13 protein-coding genes and 1 pseudogene are annotated in these 16,524 nt (G+C 65.4%); 5 read left to right on the top strand and 9 right to left on the bottom strand.

Translation table 11 applies throughout. The features are described 5' to 3' along the window. Window positions 1-212 precede the first annotated feature (212 nt). Window positions 213-1,592: an MFS transporter gene (locus tag ACP3TE_RS11315; RefSeq protein ID WP_105662689.1), complete on the bottom strand. Its 1,380-nt coding sequence runs from the start codon at window positions 1,590-1,592 to the stop codon at window positions 213-215. 171 nt (window positions 1,593-1,763) lie between these two features. On the opposite strand from ACP3TE_RS11315, the gene ACP3TE_RS11310 reads away from it, so the two are divergent. Continuing rightward, window positions 1,764-2,117, top strand: a complete 354-nt coding sequence (locus ACP3TE_RS11310; RefSeq protein ID WP_402735182.1) for a CHY zinc finger protein — start codon at window positions 1,764-1,766, stop codon at window positions 2,115-2,117. On the opposite strand, the gene ACP3TE_RS11305 is transcribed toward ACP3TE_RS11310, so the two are convergent. The 3 genes and pseudogenes from ACP3TE_RS11305 to ACP3TE_RS11295 form a co-directional block, all read right to left on the bottom strand. Further along, window positions 2,114-2,563, bottom strand: coding sequence for a universal stress protein (locus tag ACP3TE_RS11305; RefSeq protein WP_426733602.1), 450 nt, complete (start codon window positions 2,561-2,563; stop codon window positions 2,114-2,116). The two genes, ACP3TE_RS11310 and ACP3TE_RS11305, sit on opposite strands and share 4 nt — an antisense overlap. Before the next feature lie 50 nt (window positions 2,564-2,613). After that, window positions 2,614-3,819 carry an NAD(P)/FAD-dependent oxidoreductase gene (locus ACP3TE_RS11300; RefSeq protein WP_426733600.1) on the bottom strand — a complete coding sequence of 402 codons (1,206 nt, stop codon included), beginning with the start codon at window positions 3,817-3,819 and terminating at the stop codon, window positions 2,614-2,616. 164 nt (window positions 3,820-3,983) lie between these two features. Continuing rightward, a pseudogene (locus ACP3TE_RS11295) lies at window positions 3,984-5,874 on the bottom strand (BCCT family transporter). 224 nt (window positions 5,875-6,098) lie between these two features. Between ACP3TE_RS11295 and ACP3TE_RS11290 the strand changes: the two are divergent. Both ACP3TE_RS11290 and ACP3TE_RS11285 read left to right on the top strand, forming a co-directional pair. Beyond that, window positions 6,099-7,289, top strand: coding sequence for a S8 family serine peptidase (locus ACP3TE_RS11290; protein ID WP_426733598.1), 1,191 nt, complete (start codon window positions 6,099-6,101; stop codon window positions 7,287-7,289). Window position 7,290: 1 nt separating this feature from the next. Beyond that, window positions 7,291-7,524 (top strand): hypothetical protein, encoded by a 234-nt coding sequence (locus ACP3TE_RS11285; protein ID WP_426733596.1) that lies wholly within the window; start codon window positions 7,291-7,293, stop codon window positions 7,522-7,524. Between the two features lie 41 nt (window positions 7,525-7,565). On the opposite strand, the gene ACP3TE_RS11280 is transcribed toward ACP3TE_RS11285, so the two are convergent. From ACP3TE_RS11280 to glyA, 5 genes are read right to left on the bottom strand one after another with little or no spacing between them, the layout of a single operon-like run. Next, complete coding sequence (locus ACP3TE_RS11280) at window positions 7,566-8,174, bottom strand: sarcosine oxidase subunit gamma (protein WP_133834910.1); 609 nt, start codon at window positions 8,172-8,174, stop codon at window positions 7,566-7,568. After that, window positions 8,167-11,064, bottom strand: coding sequence for a sarcosine oxidase subunit alpha family protein (locus tag ACP3TE_RS11275; protein ID WP_426733594.1), 2,898 nt, complete (start codon window positions 11,062-11,064; stop codon window positions 8,167-8,169). The genes ACP3TE_RS11280 and ACP3TE_RS11275 overlap by 8 nt, the downstream gene beginning before the upstream one ends. After that, on the bottom strand, window positions 11,061-11,375 hold the full coding sequence (locus tag ACP3TE_RS11270) for a sarcosine oxidase subunit delta (RefSeq protein WP_133834912.1): 315 nt from the start codon (window positions 11,373-11,375) through the stop codon (window positions 11,061-11,063). The genes ACP3TE_RS11275 and ACP3TE_RS11270 overlap by 4 nt, the downstream gene beginning before the upstream one ends. A gap of 11 nt (window positions 11,376-11,386) precedes the next feature. After that, a complete protein-coding gene (locus tag ACP3TE_RS11265; protein WP_359192659.1) occupies window positions 11,387-12,604 on the bottom strand; it encodes a sarcosine oxidase subunit beta family protein in 1,218 nt (405 codons plus the stop codon). Window positions 12,605-12,606: 2 nt separating this feature from the next. Beyond that, on the bottom strand, window positions 12,607-13,923 hold the full coding sequence (glyA, locus tag ACP3TE_RS11260; protein ID WP_426733592.1) for a serine hydroxymethyltransferase: 1,317 nt from the start codon (window positions 13,921-13,923) through the stop codon (window positions 12,607-12,609). 151 nt (window positions 13,924-14,074) lie between these two features. On the opposite strand from glyA, the gene ACP3TE_RS11255 reads away from it, so the two are divergent. Further along, window positions 14,075-14,734, top strand: a complete 660-nt coding sequence (locus ACP3TE_RS11255) for a GntR family transcriptional regulator (protein ID WP_426733590.1) — start codon at window positions 14,075-14,077, stop codon at window positions 14,732-14,734. 103 nt (window positions 14,735-14,837) lie between these two features. Then, window positions 14,838-16,292, top strand: coding sequence for an HNH endonuclease (locus ACP3TE_RS11250; protein WP_426733588.1), 1,455 nt, complete (start codon window positions 14,838-14,840; stop codon window positions 16,290-16,292). Window positions 16,293-16,524: the final 232 nt, after the last annotated feature.

Genomic DNA, 16,524 nt, shown 5'->3' with positions numbered 1-16,524 from the left:
AACAGGTACTCAATTCCCATCTGCCCGTGCACCTCGCAATCGCATCATGCTGGGGGCAGTGATGTCCACTCAAACCCCATCCTTCTTGGCTGCCAGACTCGCAGATCGGCAACGGCGGCGCAAGCCGATGGCCCGCCCGCAGGTCGCTGAACACGCCCAAGACCAGCCCCTTCCGTGGAGCTGGTCTTCGGCGTCGTGCTGGATCTTGCGGCTTACTTCTGAATCTTCAGTTCGTCGCGGGCGGCCTTTTCGCCGTTCACTGCCAGCCGGTCCGCCTCGTCGATCTCACCGAGGTCCAGCCCCTTGGTTTCCTTCATGAAGAACACCGCCACCAGGGTGACCAGGGCGGCGAACACGATGTACCCGGCCACCGGAACCCAGGATCCGTAGACCTTGAGCAGGAAGGTGGCGATGATCGGGGCCATGGACCCGGCCACGATCGAGGTGACCTGGTAGCCCAGCGAGACGCCTGAGTAGCGCATGCGGGTCGGGAACATCTCGGCCATGATGGCCGGCTGCCCGGCGTACATCAGCGCGTGCACACCCAAGCCCAGCACGATGGTGGCCAGGATGACCGCATCGTTGGCGGTATTGAACAGCGGGAAGGCCGCCACGCCCCAGACGGCCATGAGCACCACGCCGGTGGCGTAGACCGGGCGGCGGCCGAGGGTGTCGGTGAAACGGCCGACGATCGGCACCAGGATCGCGTGGATCACGTGGGCAATGAGCATCAGGCCAAGGATCGTGGAGGTGTCCATGTCCAGCTGGGTGGCCATGTAGGTGATGGAGAAGGTCACCACCATGTAGTACATGATGTTCTCGCCGAAGCGCAGGCCCATGGCGGTGAACACCCCGCGCGGGTAGCGCTTGAAGACTTCGCCCACGCCGTAGCCGGCAGCCGCGTTCTGCTCCAGCTCAGCCTTGGCCTCCTTGAAGATCGGGGCATCGGAAACGCGGGTGCGGATGTAGTAGCCGACGACCACGATCACCACCGAGAGCCAGAAGCCGATGCGCCAGCCCCACGCCAGGAAGGCCGCTTCGCTCAGCGTTGCCGAGAGCACCAGCAGCACCACGGTGGCCAGCAGGTTGCCCACCGGCACTGCGGCCTGCGGCCAGGAGGACCAGAAGCCGCGTTCCTTGTTCGGCGCGTGCTCGGCCACCAGCAGCACCGCGCCTCCCCATTCCCCGCCCACGGCGAAGCCCTGGGCGAAGCGCAGCACGATCAGCAGGATCGGTGCGGCATAGCCGATGGAGTCGAAGGTGGGCAGGCAGCCCATCAGGAAGGTGGTTGCGCCGACCAGCACGATCGCCACCTGCAGCAGGTGCTTGCGTCCGTACTTGTCGCCGAAGTGGCCGAAGACGATGCCGCCGATGGGGCGGGCAATGAAACCGACCGCGTAGGTCAGGAAGGCCTTGATGATGTTATCCAGATCGTTGCCGGTATCCGGGAAGAAGATCTTGTTGAAGACCAGGGTTGCCGCGGTCGCGTAGAGGAAGAATTCATACCATTCGACGACGGTGCCAGCCATGGAGGCTGCTACGACCCGGCGCAATCCCTTGCGCTCGGCCTTCGATGACGTTTCGCTTGCCACTGTGCGTTCCTTCCGCCCACGCCAGTACCCCCTTTGGAACCGGCCTCATCAGCGAGTATGGCCTAGATCACATCGCGAAAGATAGGCGAAACGAGGCATAGTGGGAGGCGGATTCTGCACATTCAGCGTGCATTTTTGCACACGCAGCGGCGGCTGCTTGAAAGGTCGAGGATGACGGCTTGGGAAAACCCCGCTCACCAGGTGGCGTTGCGAGGCGTGCGCATGGATGCGCAAACCCGTTGCGCCCACTACCACTCCTTGTTCGATGTGATCGCACTGAAGCACGACTGCTGCGCCACCTTCTACCCCTGCCACCTCTGCCATGGCGAACTGGCCGATCACGAGGCAACGCCGTGGCCGGCGGACCGGTTCGATGAACCCGCCGTGCTCTGCGGGGTCTGCAGCACGCAGCTGAGCCCGGCGAAGTACCTCGATGCCAGTTCCTGCCCGAACTGCCAGGCCCTGTTCAATCCTGGCTGCAAAGTGCATCTGGACTTGTACTTCGAGATGAAGCCAGCCAGCTAGTCCCAGGGCAGTTCGTTCTCTTGTGCAGGCTGCTGCGGGATCACCAGCACCGGACGATGCTGCTTGTGGGCCAGCGCCACGGCGATCGACCCGTCCATCAGCTGGGCCATCTTGCTGCGGATCCCCGGACGGCGGGTGCCCACGACGATCATCTGCGCATCGAGCTGCTCGGCTACCGCGGCCAGCACCTTGGCAGGGTCGCCGGCCACGGTATAGCTCTTGAGCTCGACACCGGTAATCACCGAGGTGATTTCCCAGGCGAGTTCCTCGGAGACCGGGCTGGCCGAAGCCAGCAGGTCGCCCTCGGACAGCTTGTCGGCAATCAGGCGTCCGGAATCAGCGTGGATGCACACCAATCGTGCATCCAGCCCGCGTGCCAGGGCACCGGCCGCCGCCAAGACCGCCGGGGACATGCCCGATTCCACGCCCATGACCATAGTGCTCATCAGCTCTACCCGCTTCCCTTATTGGCAGTTCCGGTCGAAGGAACTGCAGTTCACAAATCCTTGAGCGCTATGGCCGGATCGCTGAGCCGGTCAGCGTCGATCTCCCGGCCCACCAGACCGCGCAGGGTGCCATTGACATCCCAGATGTTCACGTTCGCCGCAGCGGTGATTTCCGATCCGTCCTGCCAGAACATCAAGAACTCCCCGGATTCCATATCCCCGCGCACCACCGTCGTATCCCCGGGCGAACCATGGCCGACATATTCCATCCCGAGATCGAATTGGTCGGTGAAGAAGTAGGGCAGCCAGTCATAGGACCTTTCCTCCCCGGCCAGCGTGGCCGCGGCCAGCTTGCCTTGGCGAATCGCGTTATCCCAGTGCTCGACGCGCAGCTGCCTGTGCAATGCGGTGTTGAAGGCCTGGGCAATGTCCCCCACGGCTAGTATCCGCGCGTCGCTGCTGCGCAGCGAGGCATCCACCACGACGCCGGAGTCCACGTCCAGCCCGGCAGTCTCGGCCAGCTGCACATTCGGCTGCGCACCCACGGCCAGCAGCACCAGGTCGGCACGCGAGGAGCCCGCATCGGAAAGCACCTGCAGGTGCCCGTCGGCTTCTTCGATGCCGTGCACCCGTGCAGTGCGCACATCCACGCCATGGGACTGGTGCAGCTCCAAGAGGTGATTTCCAAGCCGTTCGCCGAACACCTTGGCCAACGGGACCCCGGAGGGCGAGTAGACAGTCACCCGTGCCCCGCGCTGGCGGGCGGCTGCCGCCACTTCCATGCCGATCCAGCCCGAACCCACCACCGCCACCTGGGCGCCCTCGACCAGTTCCGCACGCAGGGACTTCGCATCGTCCAAGGTGCGCAGCACGTGCACTGCGGGCAGGTCGTAACCGGGTATCGGGGTTCGGCCGCCCAGGCTGGCCCGCGAACCGGTGGCCAGCACCAGCTGGTCGTAGTCCAGTGCGCTGCCATCGGCCAGCAGCACCTGCCGCTTGGCGGTTTCGATGCTGGTGGCGGCGACGCCCAGTCGCAGTGCGACATCATGGCTTGCGTACCAGGATGCGTCATGGACGGTGAAGTCCGCCGGTTCCTCCTTGCCCTGCAAGAACCCCTTGGACAGCGGCGGGCGCTCATAGGGCAGCTGCGTTTCCTCGCTGACCAAGCTCAGCGCCCCGGTGTAGCCGAGCTCGCGCAGTTCGCCGACAACGCTCGCGGCGGCCAGGCCGCCACCAAGGACAACGATCGATTCCATGCTGCACCCCACTGCTCAACGACGATGTACTTTGATCCTCACACCCCATGGCCAGCTTGGCAACCTCTGGCCAGTTCACTGCCGGGAAAAGAAGAAACCGGCGAGCGGGCCGCTGCCTGCGGCCAGCTCGCCGGCTGTCAGGCATCCGCCTGCCCTGGCGGGTGCTACCGCTCGCCGTCCTTCTTCCGGCGCCCGCGGTCTGCGTTCTCCTCGCGGCGGCCAAAGGCACCGCGGGTGCGCGTCACCCGGTAGTCGATGCGGTCATCGACGTAGCGGCGCAGCTCCGGCTGGTCTTCGAGCGTGGCCCACAGCTCGTCGGAGACGTGCTCGGTGACCCGCTCGAGGCGGAGCTTGGCCTCGATGATCTCCAGCGTCTTGCTCTCGTGGCGCAGCCCCTTGATGGTCGCCACCGCCATCATGATCATGATGATGCTGAAGGGCAGCGCCGTGGCCAGCGAACCGGCCTGCAGCGCCTGCAATCCGCCAGCCATCAGCAGCGCCGCGGCGAGCAAGCCCTTCGAGCACCGCCCACAGCACGCGGGACCAGGTCGGCGGGTTCGGGTGCCCGCCGGAAGCCAGCATGTCCACCACCAGCGACCCGGAGTCCGAGGAGGTGATGAAGAAGATCGCCACCAGGATGATTGCCATCACCGAGAGGATCGATCCCAATGGCAGGTCCTGCAGGATCTGGAACAGCGAGCCCTCGGCGGAAACCGCCCCGTCCTGGACCATGTCCCCCGCTCCGAAGAACTGGCGGTACAGCCCCGCGCCGCCCATCACAGAGAACCAGAGGAAACCGACGATGGTCGGCACCAGCAGCACACCCAGGACGAACTGGCGCACGGTGCGGCCGCGCGAAATGCGGGCGATGAAGATGCCCACGAACGGGGCCCATGCGATCCACCAGCCCCAGTAGAAGACCGTCCAGCTGGAGAACCAGGTCTGCGCTTCCTCACTCTGCTGGAAGGCGCCGACGTCGAAGGTCATGTTCATCCAATTGGCCAGGTACACGCCCAGGGACTGCACGAAGTTCTGGAAGAGGAACAGCGTCGGGCCCAGCAGCAGCACGCTGATCATCAGCAGCCCGGCCATGGACAGGTTGATGTTCGAGAGCCACTTGATGCCTGCGCCCAGGCCGCTGACCACGCTCATGGTGGCCAGGAAAGTGATCACGACGATGAGGATGACCAGCAGCGTGTTGTCCACCGAATCCACCAGCCCGATGGATTGCAGTCCCGAGCTGATCTGCTGCACGCCCAGGCCCAGCGAGGTCGCGATGCCGAAGACCGTGCCGAAGATGGCCAGCACGTCGATCACATCGCCCAGCCAGCCCTTGACCCGCTCCCCGAGCACCGGTTCCAGCGCCCATCGGATGGAGACCGGGCGGCCGCGGCGGTGGATCGCATAAGCCAGGGCCAAGCCGATGACTGCGTAGATGGCCCACGGATGCAAGCCCCAGTGGATGAAGGTCTGGGCCATGGCCAAGCCCGCCAGTTCCCCTTCGGTGCCTTCCCATCCGGGCTTCGGGTCGACGGTGGCGTACATCAGCGGTTCGCCCACTCCGTAGAAGACCAGGCCGATGCCCATGCCGGCGGCGAAGAGCATCGCAAACCAGCTGAACAGCCCGAATTCAGGCTTCTCCCCGTCATTGCCCAGGGTGATCCGGCCCAGCTTGGAGAAGCCGACGACGATCACCAAAGCCACGAAGCCGCCGATGATCAGCATGTAGTACCAGCCCAGGTTCGTCACGATCCAGTTCTGCATCGCGTTGAACGTGGTGCTTGCGGTATCCGGCAGCACGATGGCGAACACGGCCACCGCGAGGATCACGACCAGCGCCGGCCAGAAGACCGCCGGAGCGATCCCGCCCTTGCCCAGGCGCACGCCCTGCCGGCGCAGCTTCGCGGTGATCTGCGCGTCGGTGTCATTTTCTGCAATATGCATATGCACCGGAATCGGCGCAGTATGCGGGGATGCCTCCGGCTCCGCGTCCAGCGGCCTGGGCAGCTCGCTGTTGGACTCCGCGGAGTCCGAGTCGTCGATTTTCTGGGTCATCGTCTCCAACCTTCCTTGCATTGTTGTCCTTCTGCTTTACACCCTTGTAGCTTGTGCGCCCAGAAGCAAGCTGATCTGCGATAAAAAGCTTGCGAAGCCGGGAATGGGAGTTTGCGCAAAGTCCTCATCGCCCCGGGCTAAACGTCTGGCGCAGCGGGTAGGGTGCGAAGTAACTCGCCAAGCACGCACCGGCGTGTGCCGGAAAACCAGCTAAGGAGCCAGCCATGCATACTTCCCGCCACCAAAGCACCGAAGCCGCTGAAGTCCCGGGCCGCTACGTGCTCGTCTTCGACCAGCCAGCTGCCGGCGCCCCTGGCCTGGCCCAAGTCCAACGCGACACCGAACTGCCCCAGCTGCTGGCCGAACAGGGCTACTCCACCAGCGAATACTTCCCGATGCTGGGCATCGCGGTGGTCTCCAGCGGCACCGAGCAGCTGGAGGACTTCCGCCAGCGCTGCGCCGGGCATCGGCTGCCGGCCTCGGTGGTGCCGGAACTGGTCTACCGGATTCTGCCCGATGCCGCCAAGGCCCCGGGCCAGTCCCCGTTCGCGGACACCGCGGAATTCACCTGGGGCCTGCAAGCGGTGGGCGCAGAGCTGTCCAGCTACACGGGCAAGGGAATCAACGTGGCTGTGCTGGATACCGGCTTCGACAGCGCGCACCCGGATTTCGCCGGCCGCACCGTGGATGCCAGGTCCTTTGTCGATGGCGAGGACGCCAACGACGGCCATGGGCATGGCACCCACTGCATCGGCACCGCCTGCGGTCCGCGCGACCCGCGGCAGGGACCGGGCTACGGGGTCGCCACCGAGGCCAATATCTTCGCCGGAAAGGTGCTGGGCAGCAACGGATCGGGCTCCGACTCCACGATCCTGGCCGGAATCAACTGGGCGCTGGAAAACAAGTGCGAGGTCATCTCGATGTCCCTCGGTGCCGACGTGAGAACCGTGCACCCGCCCTATGTCACCGCTGGGCGGCGCGCCCTGGAGCTGGGCTCGCTGATCGTGGCCGCCGCCGGCAACAACGCGCAGCGCTCCGCCGGGAACCCGGGGTTCGTCGGCGCCCCGGCCAACAGCCCCTACATCATGGCGGTGGCCGCCGTGGATCCGCACCTGGCCATTGCCGATTTCTCGGCACAGGCGCTGGATGCCCAGGGCGGCGCAGTGGATATCGCCGGCCCCGGCGTGGACATCTACTCTGCTTGGCCGGGAGAAAAACGCTACAACACGATCAGCGGCACCTCCATGGCCACCCCGCATGTGGCCGGCGTGGCCGCGCTGCTGGCCGAATCCACCGGGCTGCGTGCCCAAGAGCTGTGGGACAAGCTCCTGTCCACCTCCCGCGATGCCGCGCTGCCTGCTGAGGATGCCGGTGCCGGGCTGGCCCAAGCCCCGGCCGGGGCGGAAGGCCACTAGGATGTGCGACGTCCAGGTGCACATCTACGTGGTCACCGTGGTGGCCACCGTGGCCCCCGAATCCATCGTTGACCAGCTGCAAGCCCGCGGACTGCAGGTTAAGCAGGTGCTCGCTGCCCTGGGCCAGATTATTGGCGAGGGCAGCGAGCAGGTGGCCGCAGCGCTGCGGGATCTCGACGCGGTCGAATCGGTTGATGCCCAGCAGCGCTACCGGGCCATCGACGAGGGCAGCTAGCGCAGGATCACCGTGCGCTGCGCGCACCGCGCAAGGCCGGGCTATGGCACCGCTGGCGCGGCGAACTCTGCCATGGCATCGAGCAGCCAGCGCACGGCGTGCTCGGTGAACGAGGCACGCGGCATGATCCGCCAGCTCTGCTCGCCGGTGCGCCACAGCAGCACCGGAATATTCGCCAGCGAGGTGCTGATCGCCTGGTTCACGCCGAAGGCGCGCGGGTGCAGGTCCGCCGGGCAGCTCTTGCGCAGCACCAGCGGCGCATCCGGGCCGGAAAGTTCCAGCACGCTGCGGTTGGCCGAGAGGTCCACCACCTGCCCGGGCTGCTCGCCCAGGGCCGCGGTCAGCGCCCCGGCCAGCTCGGCGTTCTCGGCACTGGTGGCCAGGAACTCATCCGGCGCCAGCCACAGCACCGCGGTACCCGGCGCCTCGCCGGCCACCTGGCCCACCGCGGCGGGCAAGCCCACTCCGGTGGCCGCGGCCACCGCCGCATGCGCCGGACTGCCCGGCGCGCAGCGCAGCGAGATCTGGGTGGCGAAGGCGATTTCGCGCAGGCCCACGCGGCCGGCGATGCTGGCCGCTTCCATTTCCTGGGCCAGGTGCTGGGCCGGGGAACGGCGTACTTCGCTGTCAATCATGGTGTTGCTAGCCATCGCGACGGCTTCCTTCCGGGTCGTAGAGCACGGTTTCACAGACTTCGACGTCGACCAGCTGGCCGCCCACCGGGGTCTTGAGCACTTCGCCAATGCGGCTGCGCCCGTTCTTGATCAGCGCCAGGCCGAAGGTGCGTCCCAGCGCCGGCGAGTCGTAGAAGCTGGTGACCCAGCCTTCCATCGGGGTGATGCCCTCGGTGGCCATCGCGTCGGCGGCCACCAGCGCGGCACCCTCGGGCAGCCGCAGGGACTTGTCCACCGGCAGCACCGAGACCAGGTGCTTGCGGTCCTCCCGGAGGTTGTCCGCCCGGGAGTAGGAGCGGTTGCCGATGAAGTCCTTGACCTTGGAGACCACCCATTCCATGCCGGCATCCTGCGGGGTCACCGTGCCGTCGGTGTCCTGCCCGACGATGATGAAGCCCTTCTCGGCGCGCAGCACGTGCATGGTTTCGGTGCCGTACGGGGTGATGCCGTATTCCTGGCCGGCGGCGTACACGTCTTCCCAGACGCGCAGCCCGTGCCAAGCCGGCACCGCGATCTCGAAGGCCAGCTCCCCGGAGAAGGAAATGCGCGAGATGCGCGCTTCGATCCCGGAATCCAGCACCACGTCCTTGAAGGCCATGAACTTGAAGCCCTCGTTGGACACGTCCACGGTGGAGGCGACCTTGGCGATCACCTCGCGCGACTTCGGCCCAACCACCGCGACGGTGGCCAGCTGCTCGGTGACCGAGGTGCACACGACATCCAGCTCGGGCCATTCGGTCTGCAGCCACTCCTCCAGCCAGTCCAGCACGTCTCCCGCGCCGCCGGTGGTGGTGTGCAGCAAGAAGCGGTCCTGCGCCAGGCGCAGGGCTACCCCGTCGTCGAAGATCATGCCGTCGGCCTTGCACATCACGCCGTAGCGGCCCATGCCGACCTTCAGCTTGGTGTAGCCGTTGGTGTAGATGCGGTTCAGGAACTCGGCCGCATCCGCCCCGCGGATCTCGATCTTGCCCAGCGTGCTCGCATCGAGCATGCCCACCGAAGCGCGCACCGCGGCGGACTCGCGGTAGACCGCCTGGTCCATGGTTTCCCCCGGCTGCGGGTAGTACCAGGGGCGCTTCCACTGCCCGACGTCCTCGAAGGCCGCGCCGTGGGCCAGGTGCCAGGAGTGCATCGCGGTGATGCGCGCCGCATCCAGCTGCTGCCCGCGGTTGCGCCCGGCCAGGGCCGCGAAGGCCACCGGGGTGTAGGGGGCGCGGAAGGTGGTGGTGCCGATCTGCGCCGGGTTCTCGATGCCCAGCACCGCGGCGATCACGCCGATCGCCGCTACCCCGGAGGTCTTGCCCTGGTCGTTGGCGGTGGAGATCGAGGTGTACCGCTTGATGTGCTCCACCGACTTCATGCCCGCACCGGTGGCGCGCAGCACGTCGGCCACGGACTGGTCGCGCTGCAGGTCCACGAAATGGGCGGTGTAGTTCGCGGCGTCATCGCCCTTGGCCGATGGCACCAGCCAGACCGGACGGGTCTGGCCCAGCGCGGTCTCCAGCGCCTGCGGGGTGCGGGCCACGGTGGCGAATCCTGCCGCGGTGGCAGCCGCGGCGCCGGTGGCGGCCCCGGTGGACAGGGCGCTGGCGGTATCCAGGCGCCCGGTCACCGCGCCGGCCAGGTGCTGGTTGGCCACCGCGGCGGCCGGGACGAAGGCGTGGATGGTGGTATCCCAGTCCAGCTTGCCCTGGCGCTGGGAGTGCAGATGCACCACCGGGTTGAAGCCGCCGGCCACGGCCAGCACATCGGCTTCGAAGCGCTGGGTGGCCCCCAGTTCGCGGTGCTCGTCGAGCGTTGCGACCACGATGGCCGACAGCTCGCCGGCGGCATCCGCTTCGGTATCCACCACCACCGAACCCGGGATCACGGTGACTCCCTCGGCCACGGCGGCCGCGGCGGCGGCCGAGATGCTGGTGCGGGCGTCGATCACGGCCACGACCGAGCCGCTGGAGGCCAGTTCGGTGACCAGCCCGTAGGCCGAGTCGTTGGTGGTGGCCACCGCGATCCGCGACCCGGCGCGCACGCCGTAGCGGTTCAGGTAGCTGCGCACCGCGCCGGCGAGCATGATGCCCGGGCGGTCGTTGTTCTCGAAGACGATCGGGCGTTCGTGGGCGCCGGTGGCCAGCACCACCTGCTGGGCGCGGATATGCCAGATGCGCTCGCGGGACACCCCGGGCTGCGACGGACCGTCCAGGTGCACGGTGCGGCGCTGCGCGGCGATCAGGTAGTTCGCGTCGTAGGACCCGAAGACGGTGGTGCGCTGCAGGTGGGTGGTTTCCTCTGCTTCGGCCAGTTCGCCGGTGACCTGCTCGATCCACTGGCTGCTGTCCAGGCCGTCGATCTGCTCCCCGGCGGTGTCCAGCAAGGTGCCCCCGGCCTCGGCGCGCTCGTCGAGCAGCATCACCCGGGCCCCGGAGCGCGACGCTTCGCGGGCCGCGGCCAAGCCGGCCGGACCGGCGCCGACCACCAGCACGTCGGTGTGCACGTGCACGTGGTCGTAGTAGGCCGGATCGGTGGCCGGGTCCAGCACGCCCAGGCCCGACAGCAAGGTGGCGTCCAGCCCGTCGGTGACCGCAACGGTGGTGGCCGGCAGCATCGACTCGTCGATGTCCTGCTCATGCCGGGCGCCGACGGTGACCAGCGCGTTGGGCTCCTCGACCCCGGCGGCGAAGATGCCGCGCGGGCGGTCCAGGTACAGCGAGTTGCCGGCCTTGCGCAGCCCGTTGGCCAGCATCGCGCTGGCCACGGTGTCGCCGCGGAAAGCGGAGAGCTGCGCGCCGCCAATGGACAGGGCCAGTGGTTCCTCGCGGTTGATGCGGGCGCGGGTGCTCTGCGCTGCAGGCAGGCGTTGCGGCTTGCTCATCGGGTGCCTCCTTCGGCGCTGCGGATGTCGGTGGTGCTCAGTTCTGGGCGTGGTTCGCTGGCCTGGTAGATGGCCTTGAACTCGTAGGTGACGGTGTCGCGCAGGGCGTTGAACCACTTGCGGCAGCCGCCGGCGTGGACCCAGCGTTCGGCGAAGATGCCCTTCTTGTTCTGCCGGTAGAACAGGTAGCGGGACCATTCCTTGTCGCTCAAGGCGCTCGGGTCCGCCGGGTAGGCCACGTGGGCTTCTCCCCCGTACTTGAATTCGTTCTCATTGCGTGGCCCGCAGTTCGGGCAATCAATCAGCATCATGGCGGTTGCTCCTAGTGTGCGACGGCTGCGGCGCCGTGCTCGTCGATCAGGTGGCCGGTTTCGAAGCGATCCAGGCTGAACGGCTTGTTCAGCTCGTGCGGCTCGTCGTTGGCGATGGTGTGCGCCAGGGTGAATCCGGCACCCGGGGTGCCCTTGAATCCGCCGGTGCCCCAGCCGCAGTTCACGTACAGGTTCTGGATCGGGGTCTTGGAGATGATCGGCGAGGCGTCCATGGTGGTGTCCACGATGCCGCCCCAGGTGCGCAGCACATGCGCCCGGGCGAAGATCGGGAACAGCTCCACGGCCGCGGCCATCTGCTCCTGGATGACGTGGAAAGCGCCGCGCTGCCCGTAGCCGTTGTAGTTGTCGATGCCCGCGCCCATGACCAGCTCCCCCTTGTGGGCCTGGGAGACGTAGACGTGGATGTGGTTGGACATGACCACCGTCGGGTGCACCGGTTCGAACAGCTCGGAGACCAGTGCCTGCAGCGGGTGGGACTGGATCGGCAGTTCGAAGCCGGCCATTTCGGCCAGCACCGAGGAGTGCCCTGCCCCAGCCAGGGCGACCTTGCCCGCGTGGATGGTGCCGCGGGTGGTCTTCACGCCGGTGACCTTCTCGCCGTCCTTGATGAAGCCGGTGACTTCGCAGTTCTGGATGATATCCACGCCCAGCTCGTTGGCCTTGCGGGCGAAGGCCCAGGCCACGTGGTCGTGCTTGGCGATGCCGGCACGCGGCTGCCAGGTCGCGCCCATGACCGGGTAGCGGATGTCGTCGCCGATGTTGATGATCGGGCAGGCTTCCTTGACCTGGGAAGGGTCCAGCCATTCGGCATCCACGCCGTTAAGCTTGTTGGCTTCCACGCGGCGCACGGATTCGCGCACATCACCCAGGGTGTGGGCCAGGTTCATCACGCCGCGCTGGGAGAACAGGAAGTCGTATTCCAGGTCCTCGGGCAGCTGCTCCCACAGCTTCAGCGACTTCTCGTAGATGCCCGCTGACTCGTCCCAGAGGTAGTTGGAGCGGATGATGGTGGTGTTGCGGGCCATGTTCCCGCCGGCCAGCCAGCCTTTTTCCAGGACGGCGACGTTGGTGATGCCGTGGTTCTTGGCCAGGAAGTAGGCGGTAGCCAGGCCGTGGCCGCCGCCTCCGACGATCACTGCGTCGTAGGACTTCTTCGGTTCCGGGTTGGCCCAGAGGAATTCCGGGTGCTCAGGCAGCAGATCAGCCATGGCTATTCTCCAATCTTCTTCAGGTTCGGGTACAGCGGGTGGGCCGCGGCAAGCTGCAGAACACGATCCTTCAGCTCCGGCAACGCCGCCGCATTACCCTCAGCACCAGCAATCAACGCCTGCGCAATGATCTCCGCAACCTCAGCGAACGCAGCCTCCGAGAAACCACGGGTAGCCAACGCCGGGGTACCAATACGCAACCCCGAAGTCACCATCGGCGGACGAGGATCAAACGGCACCGAATTGCGGTTCACCGTGATCTCCACCTGCGCCAAAAGATCCTCACCCTGCTGCCCATCCAGCTCGCTATTACGCAAGTCAACGAGCACCATGTGAACATCCGTGCCACCAGTCAAAACGCTGATGCCCTTGGCAACAACATCTTCCTGGGTCAAGCGCTCAGCCAAGATCCGCGCACCAGCCAAGGTCCGCTCCTGGCGCTCCTTGAACTCCGGCGAAGCGGCAATCTTGAAAGCCACCGCCTTGCCAGCAATCACGTGCTCCAACGGACCACCCTGCTGGCCAGGGAACACCGCCGAGTTCAGCTTCTTCGCGATCTCCGCATCATTCGAGAGAATAATGCCGCCACGAGGACCAGCAAGCGTCTTATGCGTCGTGGAAGTCACCACGTGAGCGTGCGGGACCGGCGAAGGATGCAACCCGGTTGCCACCAGGCCAGCGAAGTGCGCCATATCCACGAACAGGTACGCGCCGACCTTGTCAGCGATTTCGCGGAAGCGCTTGAAATCCAGCTGGCGCGGGTACGCCGACCAGCCAGCAACAATCATCTTCGGCTGGTTCTCGATGGCAAGGCGCTCCACCTCGTCCATGTCCACTTCATAGGTTTCCTCGTCCACACCGTAAGGAACGATGTTGAACAAGCGGCCCGAGAAGTTCAGCTTCATCCCGTGGGTCAGGTGGCCACCGTGGTTCAGGTTCAGCCCCAGCACGGTATCGCCCGGGCGAACCAGCGCGTGGTACACCGACGCGTTGGCCTGCGCACCGGAGTGCGGCTGCACGTTGGCGAACTTCGCCCCGAACAGGTCCTTGAGGCGCTCGATCGCCAGCGTCTCGATGACATCAACTTCCTCGCAACCGCCGTAATAGCGGCGGCCCGGGTAGCCCTCGGCATACTTGTTGGTCAGTACCGAACCCTGCGCCTGCATGATTGCCTGCGCAGTGTGGTTCTCCGACGCGATCATTTCCAGGCCGCGCTGCTGGCGAGCCAGCTCAGCGTCAATACGCTGCGCTACTTCCGGATCGAGATGCGCGAGGTCTGCGGTCAGGGAATCTGCCGAGAGAGTTGAAGCTTGTGCCATTGCCCATTCCTAAATGTATGAATTGCCGACAACTGATATATCAATCTGCGATTCACTGTATGATGGAAGTCACAGCCCGGTCAATGGGTAGCCCGAAATTATTTCAGCGTGTAGCAATCACGCAGTATGGAACAGAGAAAACGGAGGCAAGATGACACTCGCCACACAGCTTCCCGTGGGCGCCGAGTCCCTGGCTGAACGCGCCTACCTGGTTCTGCGAGACCGGCTCATCATGATGGACATCGCCCCCGGCGACCCGATCAACGAAGCCCATCTGGTCAACGAACTTGGGGTCGGCCGCACGCCGTTGCGCGAGGCGCTCAAGCGCCTGGAGGTCGACCACCTGGTGCAGTCCTATCCGCGACGCGGCACCTTTGCCACCCGCGTGGACATCACGGAGCTGGCCGATATCACCGAAGTCCGCGAAGCCCTGGAACCCCTCGCCGCGGCCAAGGCAGCAGCCCTGCATGGCGGCAGTGCACGCAGTCGCATCGAGGCAACGCTCCAAGCCGTCAGCCAGCTGTCGGGCGCGAATCTCCGGCGCACGCTGATGGAGAACGACCTGGAAGTGCACCGGCTGATCTACCAAGCGGCCGGCAATCACCACCTGGAGCAGACACTGATCCGCCTGGATAACCTTGCCACCCGCATCTGGTGCATGGCCCTGGATCGCCTGCCGAGCATCGACGAGCACATTGAAGAACACATCTCGCTGCTCCAAGCCATCCTCGACGGCGACGCGCAGCTGGCACAGGAGTTGGCCCTGGAGCATATCGTGCATTTCGAGGCGTCGGTGCGATCCGTTCTCTAGCCGCGGCTTCACCGCTGGAGCGATGCCATGCACTGCGAAAAAATACTTATCCCCATTTCTCAGAATCGAAGACATGTTCGAGTAAGCGAAGTATAATTAGAACATGTCCGAAGCAAAGGCGCACGGAAACAGCCTCACCCCACCAGCACCCCCCGAGGAATTCGACCTCCACGTCCAAACCGTGCAAAACGACCTCTCCGCCCTCGAAGAACACGGCAGCAAAGCCGACTGCGCCCACGGCATCGAACTGCTGGAAGCCCTCATCTCCGCAGCACGCTGCAAGCAGGCCGGCCTCGCCCACCAAATCGAAAAAGAATACGTCCGCGACCACGAAGAACGCGGCATCCACCTCGATGACCAAACCCGCGGCGCAGCCGCCTGCGTCGCCCTGGCCCGCAAGCAATCACCGCACGGCATGCGCAACTACCTGGTCAATTGCCGCATCCTCTTCGAAGACACCCCGAACCTCGCCGCCGCCTGCGCCCGCGGCGAATTCACCGAAGCCCAAACCCAAGCCATCCTCACCCCGCTCCAAGACCTCAAACCCCAGCGCCGCACCGAATTCGACCAGTTCTACGCCCAGAACCCGCACATGTTCGAATCCATGGGCACCACCCAAATCAAGGAAACAGTCCGAAAATTCGCCCTGGCCTACATCTCCGACCCCGACTCCATCAAGCAGAAAACCGTCGAAGAGCAACGCAACCTCACCCTGAAAATCGACGACCAGCACGGCCGCATCATCATCCACGGCGAATACCCCCTGCTGCAGGGCATGTGCCTCAAACGCTACCTCGCCGAAGAATCCAAAACCCTGCGCAAAAAAGGCGACCCCCGCACCCGCACCCAGATCCGCGCCGACCTGCTCTTCAGCTACATGATGGTCGGCGAACCCTCCAAAATGCCCATCGCCCTGCAAGTCGCAGTAGTCATGACCGACCGGGCCCTGTTCGCCGGCGAACGCGAACCAGCCTACCTGGAAGGTTACGGCTTCATCCCCGCCCAGAGCGTACGCGAATGGATCAGCGGGCACCAGATCCCCAACAGCCTGACCTTCGACCAAATGGACGCCAAACCCACCACGGAGCTGATCGAACAGCTCGACGTGCGCACCGAACTGGCCCGCCTCTACACCGCACCCGGCGACCAGGACCTGATCGCCATGGACTCCAAAGCCCGGATCTTCCCGGAAAAGCTCAAGAAGTTCATCGCGATCCGCGACCGGCACTGCCGCACCCCGTTCTGCGACGGCATCGTGGAGGAAATAGACCACGTCAAGCAATACGCCCGCGGAGGCAAGAGCACCGTCTTCAACGGCGATGGCCGCTGCGCTAGTTGCAACAAGGCCAAGGAATCCGCCGGCTGGTACGAATACACGACCTACGGCAACGGCCACACCATCATGATCTGTCCCGGCTCGGCGATGTCCTACAAGTCCACCGCGCCACCAGCCACGGGGTACGCGCACAAGCCGTTCCCACAATTGAGACGCGACTCGAAATGGATACAGCAACTCAAGGAACGGCTGAAGCCCCCACCCGAACAACCGGATCCATGAGCCGCGAGGTAAACCGATCGTTTGCACCGCTCGCCGCTATTACGCAACCACGCATCACCCCGTCCCACCCCTGCTTGGCGCGCTAATCCAAACCGCCTGGCATGCATCCGCCACGCAACACTTCGATTTTCGTGCACCGCGCAAGCTGGCACCTCGTTACCGCACTGGCTTGGCACCTCTTCTTGCCGCTCATCGTGCAGATGCTGAACCCGCGAGATGCGCCACGACCACC

It is taken from the genome of Glutamicibacter sp. 2E12 (assembly GCF_050030965.1).
Lineage (GTDB): Bacteria > Actinomycetota > Actinomycetes > Actinomycetales > Micrococcaceae > Glutamicibacter.
Note: the sequence above shows the minus strand (reverse complement) of the source record. Positions and strands in the feature narration are given on the sequence as shown.